Origin of the sequence: uncultured Mobiluncus sp. (assembly GCF_963511525.1) — a bacterium.
Classification (GTDB): Bacteria; Actinomycetota; Actinomycetes; order Actinomycetales; family Actinomycetaceae; genus Mobiluncus.
This window is the reverse complement of the sequence record NZ_CAUPIY010000014.1, coordinates 13,173-26,009: the sequence shown is the minus strand read 5'-3', so window position 1 is coordinate 26,009 and position 12,837 is coordinate 13,173. Positions and strand designations below refer to the sequence as shown.

General features: G+C 56.3%; 9 protein-coding genes and 2 tRNA genes. 8 read left to right on the top strand and 3 right to left on the bottom strand.

All coding sequences use genetic code 11. The features are described 5' to 3' along the window. Window positions 1-138: 138 nt before the first annotated feature. From malQ to RQ935_RS09035, 3 genes are all read right to left on the bottom strand, one after another. A complete protein-coding gene (gene malQ, locus RQ935_RS09045; protein ID WP_311498104.1) occupies window positions 139-2,310 on the bottom strand; it encodes a 4-alpha-glucanotransferase in 2,172 nt (723 codons plus the stop codon). A gap of 166 nt (window positions 2,311-2,476) precedes the next feature. Further along, window positions 2,477-4,159: an energy-dependent translational throttle protein EttA gene (ettA, locus tag RQ935_RS09040; RefSeq protein WP_311498103.1), complete on the bottom strand. Its 1,683-nt coding sequence runs from the start codon at window positions 4,157-4,159 to the stop codon at window positions 2,477-2,479. 111 nt (window positions 4,160-4,270) lie between these two features. Beyond that, on the bottom strand, window positions 4,271-4,852 hold the full coding sequence (locus RQ935_RS09035; RefSeq protein WP_311498102.1) for a single-stranded DNA-binding protein: 582 nt from the start codon (window positions 4,850-4,852) through the stop codon (window positions 4,271-4,273). A gap of 203 nt (window positions 4,853-5,055) precedes the next feature. Between RQ935_RS09035 and RQ935_RS09030 the strand changes: the two genes are divergently transcribed. The 8 genes from RQ935_RS09030 to RQ935_RS08995 all read left to right on the top strand — a co-directional run bounded on the left by RQ935_RS09030 (window position 5,056) and on the right by RQ935_RS08995 (window position 12,752). After that, window positions 5,056-5,128 (top strand) — tRNA-Arg (locus RQ935_RS09030). A gap of 77 nt (window positions 5,129-5,205) precedes the next feature. Continuing rightward, window positions 5,206-6,417, top strand: coding sequence for an ROK family transcriptional regulator (locus RQ935_RS09025; protein WP_311498101.1), 1,212 nt, complete (start codon window positions 5,206-5,208; stop codon window positions 6,415-6,417). Window positions 6,418-6,464: 47 nt separating this feature from the next. Beyond that, complete coding sequence (gene orn / locus RQ935_RS09020; RefSeq protein ID WP_311498100.1) at window positions 6,465-7,103, top strand: oligoribonuclease; 639 nt, start codon at window positions 6,465-6,467, stop codon at window positions 7,101-7,103. 132 nt (window positions 7,104-7,235) lie between these two features. After that, window positions 7,236-7,310, top strand: a tRNA-His gene (locus tag RQ935_RS09015). Between the two features lie 537 nt (window positions 7,311-7,847). Next, on the top strand, window positions 7,848-8,792 hold the full coding sequence (locus tag RQ935_RS09010) for an Abi family protein (RefSeq protein WP_311498099.1): 945 nt from the start codon (window positions 7,848-7,850) through the stop codon (window positions 8,790-8,792). Between the two features lie 84 nt (window positions 8,793-8,876). Next, window positions 8,877-10,277 carry an NAD(P)H-quinone dehydrogenase gene (locus tag RQ935_RS09005; RefSeq protein WP_311498098.1) on the top strand — a complete coding sequence of 467 codons (1,401 nt, stop codon included), beginning with the start codon at window positions 8,877-8,879 and terminating at the stop codon, window positions 10,275-10,277. A 311-nt stretch (window positions 10,278-10,588) separates the two neighbouring features. Further along, window positions 10,589-11,521 (top strand): alpha/beta fold hydrolase, encoded by a 933-nt coding sequence (locus tag RQ935_RS09000; RefSeq protein ID WP_311498097.1) that lies wholly within the window; start codon window positions 10,589-10,591, stop codon window positions 11,519-11,521. Window positions 11,522-11,648: 127 nt separating this feature from the next. Continuing rightward, window positions 11,649-12,752, top strand: a complete 1,104-nt coding sequence (locus RQ935_RS08995; protein ID WP_311498096.1) for a bile acid:sodium symporter family protein — start codon at window positions 11,649-11,651, stop codon at window positions 12,750-12,752. Window positions 12,753-12,837 lie beyond the last annotated feature (85 nt).

Sequence of the window (12,837 nt, the reverse complement as noted above, 5' to 3'; positions counted from 1 at the left end):
CCACCTTCAATTTTGCCACAAACTCTGCGTGAAAAACGGCTTTCGACGTGCTAATAAAGGACTCCCCCAGGGCGAAAACCCCGGCGGCTATCCTCGGAAATATACGGCGGCTCTCACAGCAAGTTTCCTAAGGGAATACTAAATTTCATCGCCTTCAGGGCACTGCGGATTCACCAGTTCGCGCATCGCTTCGCAGATTTCGCCCACGCCCACGTAGTATTCCAATTCTTCCACTTTGACCGAGCGTCCCAAGGAGTCCGACAGCGGAATGCGCCAGTTGGGGTATTCGTTATCAGTGCCGGGCTGATTTTGCATCCGCAGGTCCCCCACCGCGTCAACCAAGCTGACCACGGACAGCTTTGCCGGAGTCTTGCCGATAAAACGGTGCAGCGCCAGAATCAGTTCGGACTCGGTCGGATAATCGTTTTCCAACAGCCCCATGTTGCGTAGTTGTTCCACCAGCTTCGCGATGTCGTCATACAACGCGTCCTTGGCCTGTTCCAAAGGCTGGGGCAAGATTCCCAAGCGATCTTGGACTTCCAGGTGTACCGCGCGGAGGAATCCCAAGGTAGGGGGCAAATCGTGCGTGTTCACCGCGGCCATGCACATTTCGCGGTATTGGTCCGGAGGCCTGAAATCACTACCGTTGCGTTCAAACCACAGCACGGAAGTGCCCAGAATACCGCGGTCTTTCAGGTAATCGCGAACCCAGTCCTCGACTGTGCCCAAGTCCTCCCCGACCACTACGGCGTGGGCTCTGGCAGCTTCCAACAGCATGATGCCCACGGTGGCCTCGTGGTTGTAACGAACGTAGGTACCCTCGTTGGGGGCAGCTCCCCGCGGAATCCACCACAGGCGAATCAGTCCCATCACATGATCGATACGCAAAGCACCGCAGTTAGCCAAAGCGCGGTGAATAATTCCCCGCAGAGGTTCCCAATCGTGGGTGGCCATATAGCGCGGATTCATCGGCGGCTGGGTCCAGTCTTGTCCCAGCTGGTTGTACATATCCGGCGGCGCCCCCACGCTCATGGTCCTCACGAAAGCGTCCGGGATAGACCACACGTCGGCACCGTACTTGTGCACCCCTACCGCCAGGTCATTCATGATACCAATCGTCATGCCGGCATTCGTCGCGGACTCCTGGGCGGCGTGAAGCTGGGTGGAGGCAATCCATTGCAGCCAGCAATAGAATTCCACCTGTTCGGCGAGTTCCTCCCGCAGCGCCGCCACGCGAGGACTGGAGACATCGGCAACGTCGTCTTCCCAAGGCCCTTGACCGAATCGATCATACAGGGCGCACCACAGGGCAAAGTTTTGCAAGTCCTGGCCGCGTTCCGCCATAAAGTCGCTGAACTCGGCTTCGCGGGAGGGACTGCGTTTTACCTTAAAAATGACTTCCAAGGCTTCTCGTTTGGCCTTCCAGGAACGATCCCGGTCGACGTGTTTCACTGCGTCAACCGGGAAAAGTTCATTGGAGGCCTGGGCGAAAGCGACTTTCACCAGTGATTCAGACGTGGAATCCAACTGGCGATATTCCGCGATGTCGTCAGGGCGAATGTACAGCGGGCTCAGAAAACGCCTAGACACGGGCAGGTAAGGAGACGGCGTGATAGGCACGTTGGGCTCACCCGCGTGCAACGGATTGGTCAGCACGAAGTCAGCGCCCTGGCGTCCAAAAATCTCGGCGATGTGGCCCAAATCGTGGAAGTCTCCCATTCCCCAAGAACCGCGGGAGGACACCGAATACAGTTGCGTCATCACACCCCAGGAGCGGGAATGCTCTAAATCCCCCAGCGGCAGCCGGTCAGGAACCACCGCAACCTGCTGGGCAAACTCGCCCTCCACCGTCTTGGCATGCAGGGTATGGTAGCCCCACTCGGTGCCTTCCGGAAGCCGGAATGTTGCCTCGCCGCGCCGGCCATCGGGACCAAAATCGCGGGGCTGGACCCAGATATCGAGCTGTTCCAACGGCCTAGTATCACCGTTCTCGGTTTCCAACCAGACTTCCAAGCTGGTGCCATCAGGCACGTGAACCGGGATATTCGCCCCATGGGACTGGCGTATCACCAGCCCTTTCGGGAGGACGGAAAACCAGTATTCCCGGTCCAACGACTCGTAGGCACGCCCAATATCATCGCTGCTTTGCAACGTGAAACCGAGAGCGTCAATGACCCGAACCAAAGTCGACTGCGGCACCTCGTGATAGTTGCCCGCAAAATCCCAATAGTCTGTATCCACCCCCAGCCGACGGGCTAAGTCCTGGACTTGGGGCAAATAACCTTCAAGATAGTGAGTTGTTTCGGCCACTTTATCGAATCCTCAACAATCCGTTTGCTTTTCATCGCGCGCCGAAACCACTACCCGGTACGACGCTGGACGGTTTACATTAATGAATTCTAACCGCTCAGGCCCGGTAGTGGGCAAGTACACGGGTGTTATAACGGTTTTTTGTCTCTCCCAAGTATGGTTGGCCTCACCCGCGAGTCAGTTTCCGGTAAACCACCCGGTGCGGGCGGGCCGCTTCCGGCCCGAGTCGCTCTACCTTATTGGCTTCGTAGCCTTCAAAGTTGCCTTCAAACCAGAACCACTTAGCCGGTTCTTCCTCGGTTCCCTCATAAGCCAAGATGTGGGTCGCCACCCGGTCGAGGAACCAGCGGTCGTGGGTGACGACCACGGCACAGCCGGGGAACTGCAACAGGGCGTTTTCCAGCGATCCCAGGGTCTCCACGTCCAAATCGTTCGTCGGTTCGTCGAGCAGCAGCAGGTTTCCGCCCTCTTTCAAGGTCAGAGCCAGGTTGAGGCGGTTGCGTTCCCCACCGGACAGAACGCCCGCAGGCTTCTGCTGGTCAGCGCCCTTAAACCCGAAAGCAGACACGTAAGCGCGCGACGGCATCTGCACCTTGCCGACCTCGATATAGTCCGCCCCGTCGGAGACAACCTCCCACAGCGTCTTGTCCGGGTCAATGCCCGCGCGAGCCTGGTCGACATAAGAAATTTTCACGGTTTCCCCGATTTTCAGCTCGCCGCCGTCGAGGGGTTCCAACCCCACAATGGTCTTAAACAGGGTCGTTTTCCCCACCCCGTTAGGCCCGATAACGCCCACGATACCGTTTCGCGGCAAGCTAAAGCTCAACCCGTCAATCAGGGTACGGTCCCCAAAACCTTTCTTTAAGTCCTTTGCCTCCAGCACCAAAGTGCCCAACCGCGGCCCCGGCGGAATCTGGATCTCTTCAAAATCAAGTTTCCGAGACTTCTCAGCCTCCGCGGCCATCGCTTCATAGGCCTGCAAACGGGCCTTCGACTTGGCTTGACGGCCCTTCGCGGATTGGCGCACCCACTCCAGCTCTTCCTTCAACCGTTTTTGGAGTTTGGCGTCTTTGCGTCCCTGGACTTCCAAACGTTCCTGCTTCTTTTCCAGGTAGGTGGAGTAGTTGCCCTCATAGGGGTACAGGTGACCGCGGTCGACCTCAGCAATCCACCCCGCCACGTGGTCGAGGAAATAACGGTCGTGGGTGACGGCAATGACTGCCCCCTTGTACTGGCTCAAATGCTGCTCCAGCCACAGCACCGACTCGGCGTCCAGGTGGTTGGTCGGCTCGTCAAGCAGCAGCAAATCCGGGGCTTCCAGCAACAGCTTGCACAAGGCGACTCGGCGGCGCTCCCCTCCGGAAAGCGTTTTCACGTCGGCGTCCGCGGGCGGGCAGCGCAACGCGTCCATCGCTTGTTCCAACTGATTGTCCAGGTCCCAGGCATCGGCCGCATCAATGGCCTCCTGGAGTTGACCCATCTCTTCCATCAGGGCATCGAAATCCGCATCCGGGTCGGCCATCTGGGCTGAAATCTCGTTGTATCGGTCCAGCTTGGACTTGATTTCCCACACGCCTTCCTCGACGTTGCCCAACACGTCTTTGTCCTCGTTCAGGGGTGGCTCCTGCAACAGGATACCGACCGAATACCCCGGGCTGAGGATAGCTTCACCGTTGCTGGGCTCATCCAAACCAGCCATGATTTTCAGGATTGTCGACTTGCCCGCTCCGTTGGGGCCCACCATGCCAATCTTGGCTCCCGGCAGGAAAGCCATCGTAACGTCATCCAAAATGAGCTTATCGCCGACCTTCTTGCGGGCCTTCAGCATTGAATAAATGTACTCTGACATGCAACTTCCTTACAGTTTCGGGGAGCCGAGCGACATCTGGCTCGCAGGACTATTGGGGGTGGGGCCAAAAACCCGCACCCCCAATATGCTAACGGAAATCGCGAATCTTTTTCAGAACGGGACCCCGTCCGCTCCGGCGCCGACCAAAGACGTCTCATCGTTGGCTTCGATTTCAACGTCTAGTTCCTCGAGGATCTCTGCGCTCTCGGCGAGGTCCGACTCCGTCTGCGCGAACTCGGCGCCCTTCACGGTGTTCAGAGAATCCGCGGAAATATCGAATTTGCTCGGTTTTGTGGAGTTTTCCTCACTGCCGATTTCCTTGACATTCTTGACGTTTATCGAAGCGGCGCGCACCAGGTCAACCCCGATATGGGTCAGGTGCAAAGCCAGTTCCGGACGTTTTTCGACGACGCCGGTCGTCTTATCGGTGTGTTCGTAAGTACCGGGCACTAAACGTCCCTGAGCAACCACCGGATCGCCCTTGTGCAGTGACTGAGCAATGTTGACGGCGAAAGTCCCCCAGGCTTTGCAGTTAAACCACGTGGTTTCCCCGCTGGTCCAGTTGCCGCTAGCATCGCGATAACTGGCGTTGCACGCCAGAGAGAACCGGACCCAGTGGGTGCCGGCGGAGGTCTTGCGCAAAAATGGAGTATTTCCCAAATATCCACTTACTGTTACTGTCATGGAGCTCATTTTGTTTTCCTTTCCCGAACGCCCCTGCGCTCGTTACTGTCGATAGCTGCCGAACAAACAGCTCTCAGTACGAGGGTTTCGCAAAGACTCGAATGGTCCAAGACCAGATTTTTTTACCTGTGGATAACTTGTTTATTCACAGGGGCAAGAATCCCGGAAATAAGCTAAACTGGTCGAGTTAACTGATTTTGGTTAACCGACTAGCCTTCGTAGCTCAATGGATAGAGCAACGGCCTTCTAATCCGTAGGTTGTGGGTTCGAGTCCCACCGAGGGCGCAAGGACACACGCGAACGACACCGATGGCGACATTTGCCGGGGCAGGCTTACCTTTTATAGGAAAAAAATTACTAAAATGGGGTACGTGACTATGGAAAATCTTGTAGGCCCCGGCTCCCCCTCATCCCTGCGCGTAGCGAACCAAAAACGTGTTTTAGCTGCCATTATCGATGCCGGTGGGATTTCTCAGGCCGAGATTAGCCGCCGCACTGGGCTAGCTCCTGCGACCGTGTCTAACATCGTTCGCGAACTGACCGAGGCTGAAATCTTACGTCTGGCGGAAGCCGCGTCAGGCCGGCGCGGCAACACCATTGCGTTCGCCCCCGACATTGGTTACGCCATGGGCGTGTCTTTGGAACGTGAACAGGTACGTGTCGGGATTGTTACTCTGGATCACGAGATTGTGGATACGCGAGTTATACCGCTGCCGCCGGAGTCTACCGCCAACGTTAACAAGGAAATGGCGGTTGACCTGTTTGACTCGATGATGGCCGCCAAAGGGCTGAAAAACGCGCAGATTGTGGCTGGCTGCATCGTCGTTGCCGACGCGGTGCGTTCGGATGGCCGTTTGTCCAACTACACCGCCATGATTCCGGGACTGAACGGAATCAACCTGGAGGACATCGCCCAAGAGGTTTCCCCCTTCCCGATTCTGACTGAAAACGATGCGAATGCCGGCGCTTTGGCTGAGCATATGTGGGGAGCGGCAAAGGACGTCGACGATTTTGTCTATATCGAAGCCTCTTCCGGCATCGGCGCGGGCATTATGGCAGATGGCAAAATCCTGTACGGAACCGGCGGGATTTCAGGCGAAATTGGGCACCTCCCAATTCCGAACCACCATGAGTTGTGCAAGTGCGGGGGCAGCGGGTGTCTGGAGATGACGGCCTCGGTCAGCGCGATTATGGCTTCGCTGCGCAGCTTGGGGATGCCGGTGCATACCTTGAGTGACCTGTATCGCCTCATTGAGGAAGGCGACGTGCGCGCCACTCGGCGCATTCACGAGGCCGCCCGCGCTATTGGTTACGTCCTGGCGCAAGTGTGCAACATCTTAAACCCAAAGATGATTGTTATCGGTGGCGAACTGTCTTATGCGGGCGAAGCTTTCCTAAACCAGGTCCGTGAGACCATTAACGAAATCGCCCTACCCGATTGCGCAGCCGATGCCACCTTGCATTTGAGCGCCCTGGGTTCGTCCGCCCCCCTGCGCGGAGCCATGGCGAAAGCGGTTTCGATGGTGGATCTGGACGCGATTTTGCAGCGATTCTTATCTGACGAAAGCAACTGAGCCCTGAGCCGGTGAGTGAAAAATTCGCCGCCGGATACGACTACTGAATGGGAGATTATTACAGTATGGGAAACAAAAAAACCGACCCTATGGTGTGGATTGACTGCGAGATGACCGGGCTCGATTTGAGCGTTGATGAGCTGATTGAGGTCGCCGTGATTGTCACCGACGCCGAACTGAACCCGCTGGATTCCGGTATTGATTTGCTGATAAAGCCCAGCGCGGCCGCGATGAATCACATGGGGGAATTCGTGCGTGAAATGCACACCAAGTCAGGGCTGCTGGCCGAACTCGACAGCGGTTTGAGCGTGGAGGAAGCCGGCCGTCAGGTCTTGGAGTACGTGAAGCGCTTGGTCCCCGAACCTGGAAAAGCCCAGCTGGCAGGCAACTCGGTGCATTCTGATAAAGCGTTCCTGGCCAAACAGATGCCGGAACTCACCAACTGGCTGCACTACCGGATTATTGACGTGTCTACCTTGAAAGAACTGGCGATGCGCTGGTATCCGAAGGTTTACGGTCTGGCTCCGGAAAAAACCGGCAATCACCGGGCTTTGGGAGACATCATCGATTCCCTAAACGAGCTGCGCTATTACCGTGCGGTGTTGATGCCAGCTGGTGAGGGTCCCAGCACGGAGGAACTGCAGGAGGCGGCCGCCCGGATTGTGCAGACTTCGCCTTTCAAGTAAACCCATGATGTTTGTGCACAAGCGCGTTCGGTGAGGTTATCGGCAATGGCGGGTTCCTCAGCGGGCGGGCCACGAGTTTCGCCTAGACACCAAAATCCGGTAGGATAGTGGGGTTGCTTTTCGCAAGCGATGGTGGCTGTAGTTCAGTGGTAGAGCACCTGATTGTGGTTCAGGATGTCGCGAGTTCGAATCTCGTCAGCCACCCCAAAGCTGGTCAAGGCATGCGCCTTGACCAGCTTTTTCGTGCCTGCGCAGCAGGCGGAGCCTCTGTCAACAAGCGCGTCGTAAGCTTGCTTACGTAAGCGGCTTGTTGAGAGAGGCGCGTGGCGGGCAAAGCCCGCCACGAAAAAGCCGCAAGGCATTTGCCGCTTCGGCTAAGGGGTGCGCAAGCCGCCGTGAAAACGGCGGGTTGCAAGCACCCGGACCTAGTGACAAAACGTGAGAAGGGTGCGCAAGCCGCCGTGAAACGGCGGGTTGCAAGCACCCAGACTTTTCTATCACCCGGGCTCTGAGAATAACCACGGCAACAAGCCGCCGTGAAACGGCGGGTTGCAAGCACCCTGACTCTCTAGCACCCGGGCTCTGAGAATAGCCACGGCAACAAGCCGCAGATATGTGTTTACAAGTGAGATGTCAGCAACGAAATAGGTTACACTTAAATTGATAGTGCCCCGGCCGGGCCTCTGACTTTCGGGTTATGCACAAATGGCCGGGGACTTTCCCTCATTAAGGTAAGGAATTGGCTTGGAGAAGCGGTGGGTTGATTACCGTGATCAAGTGGTTCTGTTAAAACAACGTGGGTTGCGTGTTGACAATCCAGATGATTGTGAGCATTTTCTGAGCGTAGTGAACTATTACCGTTTTTCGGGCTATTTCCGATATTGGCAAGTTGCACCGATTGCTGGCGATAATCGGTTTTTGCCCGGTGCAAACTTTGACGAAGTTAAGCACGTTTATCTGGAGGAACAGGAGCTTAGCGAAACGTGCGCAGACGCTTTACGCCGAGTTGAAGTCATGCTGCGGACACGAATAGCGCACGCTTATGGCTCGCTCGTCACAGAAAAAGGTGGTTTTGCTGAGGGAATTGGCTTAGACATGGAAGCAAACCCGCGCACCTACGTACAGAATCACATTTTGATGGATTTATCACGAAGCAAGGAAGCTTTCGTGAAACACTACCGAAAGCCCGGCTCGCGAGTAGAGGGTGCGTACCCTGCTGAATTGTTTAGCGAAATGCCAATATGGGTGGCGGTTGAAGCATTTTCTTTTGGCACGCTGTCGCGATTTTTGGCGGCATCTACCAAATCTGGAACAGCGCAAGCGGTGGCTGAGTCGCTGGACGTTTCTCCGCGCGTCTTGCCCAGCCAAGTTCGTTCGTTTGTGTACCTACGCAATCGGATTGCTCATCAAGCCAGGCTTTGGAATCACTCCGTCTTGGATACCCCTGGTCTGCTGCGTAACACGTCCCGGCGGGCCAAGCAGCAATGGGGCGCTTTTGAAGAAATGTCCGTGTTTAAAATCCTCGTTGCTTTAGACATCATCTTGAAAAACTCTGGGCTGTATATGAACTGGCTGCAAACGGCAATAATGCCTATGTTTGCGGACTTTGAAATTTTCCGTCAAGGCATCACTCACCCGCGGAAATACGGTGACCCGAAAATAATCGAACTGATTAGTAGAAATCGCTAAGGCCAATGGGGCAAACCCTGGTGTCCCCTAAACTCTTGCCTCCCGGGCTAGTGCCAAACACCTATTTTTTGAGACAATGAAACCATGTCCAGTAAAGATCAAACAGTAGTTATCATTGGCGGCGGCCCTGGCGGCTACGAAGCAGCAGCTCAGGCTCGTGTTCACGGGGCTCGCACGATTCTCATTGAGGAGCAGGGCCCCGGTGGTTCCGCGGTTCTCACCGATGTGATCCCTTCGAAAACATTGATTGCCTCCTCGGTGTGGATGGATAACATCAGACGTGCCGGACAGCTCAACATTGTAGAGGAAGGAAGTTCCTACACAGCTGACGTGCTGGGCATTTTTGACCGGGTGGGACGCATGGCGGGTGCGCAAAGTGCCGAAATTACTCACCGCCTGAGCGAATCCGGGGTGGAGCTGATTCGCGGACGTGGCTCTATCTTGCCGGAAACCGCCGAGAATGGACGGCGAATCGTAACGGTGGGCGAACGTAGCTTCGAAGCCGACGCGGTCATTGTTTCTACCGGGGCGCGCCCGCGTAAACTTCCCAAAGCCATGCCGGACGGCAAACGCATCCTGACTTGGAAACAGATTTATTCTCTTAATACCGTTCCGTCGCACCTCATCGTGGTCGGTTCGGGCGTTACCGGCGCCGAGTTTGCCTCAGCGTTCAACTCTGTAGGCGTAAAAGTCACCTTGGTGAGTTCTCGTGAGCACGTGCTGCCCAATGACGACCCGGATGCGGCGCGGCTCATTGAGGAAGTCTTCGCCAAGAACGGGGTCAATATCTGCGCCAACTCACGAGCCGAAGCTGCCCGCGTGGTCGGTGACGGAGTAGTCGTCACGTTGAGCGATGGCAGGGAACTGGAAGGTTCTCACGTGTTGATGGCGGTCGGAGCGATTCCAAACACGGACAAGATGGGGCTGGAGGAAGCCGGCGTGGAGCTCGACGAGCGCGGCTTCGTTAAGATTGACCGAGTCTCGCGCACGACTGCGAACCGCATCTATGCCGCCGGGGACTGCACCGGCGTGTTCTTGCTGGCTTCGGTGGCTTCTGCACAAGGGCGGATTGCGATTGCGCACACTTTGGGCGATGCGGTCGAGCCGCTGAACCTGGACCAGGTATCATCCAATATTTTCACTAACCCCGAGATTGCGGCCGTGGGAGTGACCCAGAAGCAAGTCGATTCCGGTGAGGTCGATTGCGTCAGCGTGACCCTCCCGATTGCCCGCAACGCTCGCGCCCGGATGCGCGGCATTGACGAGGGCTTCGTGAAACTGTTTGCCCGCCGGCGCACCCGGACCATAGCCGGAGCGGTCATTTGCCTGCAATACGCCGGGGAGTTCATTTTCCCCTTGACCCTCGCGGTCAAGAACCGCCTGACGGTCGATCAGTTTGCCAATACTTTCACGATTTACCCCTCTATCTCCGGCACCATTACGGAGGCGGCCCGCTCCCTGCACAAGATGGTGGAACTCCCCTAACTTTTGTCCCTTTCCGAAGGCCGATACCACGGCTCCTTCGGGTTTGGGTACAAAGGTCGGACTGGTCCGCAACGCTAAATACTAATTTTAGAAAAATCAGTATTTAAGTAGTATTTCGCGCATTACCGCAGGTAATCAGAGGTTTCTAAATACTACTCACAGTAGTTCACGCGGCCCAGTTAAGTAACGCTATTTTTTGCGAGGATTGTTCTCACTGCGGTATCGAATGCCCGCAAACCCGGCGTAGACCGACCCGAAATGTGTGAGGATGGAAGCGTCCACCCGATACGGAACCCACGAAAGGACGCGCCATGCTGCACGAAATCACCTTCCCCTCTTTCAACGAACGAGACACTGTTTACGGCTGGATTTACGTTCCGGCGGCGCAGCCGAAAGGCATTGTCCAGCTTGTTCACGGTTTCGGCGAACATTCCCGCCGCTATTTGCACCTCATCGTCAATCTGCTGGAGGCAGGCTACATCGTGGCTGCTGACGACCACGTTGGTCACGGGAAAACCGCTGTCGAAAACGACCGTTGGGGCGACTGGGGCGATAAGGGCCCACACACGATGATGGAGGACGAACACCGCCTATCCGTACTTGTGAAAGAAAAATACCCGGACCTGCCCCTGTTCTTTTTCGGCCACTCGATGGGGTCGATGATTGGCCGAGACTACATGGTGAAATACGGCGACGAACTCGCAGGAATCACCCTGTGCGGCGTGACGGGGCGTTTCCCCGAAACCGATCAGGTCATTGAGCAGCTGCGTGGCGTAGTCGATGCAGGTCGGGGTGAGGACAGCGACCCTCAGTATCTGCAACAGCTGCTGGGATTTGCATTTTCGCGCATTCCCGAGGGCGTAAAGATTGGCAACGAGTGGATTTGTGAGGATCCTTACGTGCAAAAGGACCATGCCGAGGATCCTTTTGATGCATTTACCAAGCCCACGACGAACCGCAGTCTGCTCGACTTTGCACAAATGCTGAAACAGGTCGAAGGTCCCCAGTGGGCCGAGGCGGTCCCCCAAGACCTGCCTGTTTACCTGATTGCCGGCTCTGAGGATCCCATCGGCATGTACGGCACCGGGTTCATGGAGGTCGTGAACTGGCTGGAAGATACGGGTCACCACACCCAGGCGCAGCTCTATTTCGGATATCGCCACGAAATCCACAACTACACGGATATCAAAGAAAAGGTGGCCTGGGGCATTATCGACTTCTTTGACGATATAGTCGCAGCCTGACGCGGCCAACGAGCTAAGGAACGCCATTTAATCAAATTCAAGCCTGTATTTGGACTGGTAACACCATTTTAGTCTCATAATCTGAAACGATTATCCGGTATGTGGACAAAACGACTATAGTCGGGGCATGGCTGCACAAACAACTGATACAAAAACAGACAACAATTCACCAGCGCCGAAGGCGCTTACCCCCGAAGATCGCAGTGCCCTGCGGGCTGTGACGATTTTCCCGGTTCTCATTATCGCGGCCGCCCTGTGGGGATTCTTTTCCCCCGCTACGGCTGGGACGCTCACTCCGCACGTTGCTATCCTTTTGGGTGTCATTATGTTCGGCATGGGTCTGACCCTAACGTTGCCGGATTTTCGTCTGGTATTCACAAGGCCGTGGCCCATCTTGCTGGGTGTCGTCGCCCAATACGTCATCATGCCAGGGCTGGCGGTGCTGATTGTCAACGTTTTACACCTCTCGGACGCCGTAGCCGTGGGCGTGATTCTGGTCGGCTGCGCCCCCGGCGGCACGTCTTCGAACGTGATTTCGTATCTGGCCAAGGCCGATGTGGCGCTGTCCGTCACTATGACCGCGATTTCTACCCTCCTCGCCCCCTTGATGACCCCAATGCTGACCCAGTGGCTGGCCGGTAAGTACATGCCGCTGGACGGCGGGGCGATGGCGCTGAGCATCGTCAAGATGGTGCTGGTCCCCGTCGTAGCGGGCTTGGTGTTGCGCCTGGCTTTCCCCAAATTCATCAACCGGATTCTTCCGGCCCTCCCCTGGGTTTCTACCCTCGGCATTTCCGGGGTGGTAGCCGGAGTTGTCAGTGCGTCCGTAGACGCTATCAAGGCAGCAGGTCTGATGGTTTTGGTCGCGGTTATCCTGCACAATATCCTGGGTTACGGCGTGGGGTACGGCTTCTCGAAGTTGCTTAGGGCGGATAACCGGGTGGCTCGCACGGTTTCGATTGAAGTCGGAATGCAGAACTCTGGTATGGCCGCCACCCTGGCCAAGACCCACTTTGCTATGACCCCTGAAACCGCACTTCCCGGTGCCATCTTCTCCATCTGGCACAACCTGTCCGGAGCGCTGCTCTCGGTCATCTACCGCCGCCTGGCTGAACGCGAAGCCGCTCGCCAAGCTGCGAGCCAAACCCCGGCGAACACCGTAACGGACACAACAAACCCGATGTCGGGCACTACTGCAGAAAACACCACCACCCCGGCATTGGTGAACTAAATCCCTTTTGAAAAACCTCCTTTAGACAACAAAGACGGGCAGGCTGGAGGACGACGACTATCTGACGCGAGCGAAGACTGAACTT

Bases quoted from the DNA above. Each gene is read 5' to 3' on its own strand.
- ettA (WP_311498103.1), bottom strand. From the start codon at position 4,159: ATGTCAGAGTACATTTATTCAATGCTGAAGGCCCGCAAGAAGGTCGGC.
- RQ935_RS09035 (WP_311498102.1), bottom strand. From the start codon at position 4,852: ATGAGCTCCATGACAGTAACAGTAAGTGGATATTTGGGAAATACTCCA.
- RQ935_RS09025 (WP_311498101.1), top strand. From the start codon at position 5,206: ATGGGGTACGTGACTATGGAAAATCTTGTAGGCCCCGGCTCCCCCTCA.
- orn (WP_311498100.1), top strand. From the start codon at position 6,465: ATGGGAGATTATTACAGTATGGGAAACAAAAAAACCGACCCTATGGTG.
- RQ935_RS09005 (WP_311498098.1), top strand. From the start codon at position 8,877: ATGTCCAGTAAAGATCAAACAGTAGTTATCATTGGCGGCGGCCCTGGC.
- RQ935_RS09000 (WP_311498097.1), top strand. From the start codon at position 10,589: ATGCTGCACGAAATCACCTTCCCCTCTTTCAACGAACGAGACACTGTT.
- RQ935_RS08995 (WP_311498096.1), top strand. From the start codon at position 11,649: ATGGCTGCACAAACAACTGATACAAAAACAGACAACAATTCACCAGCG.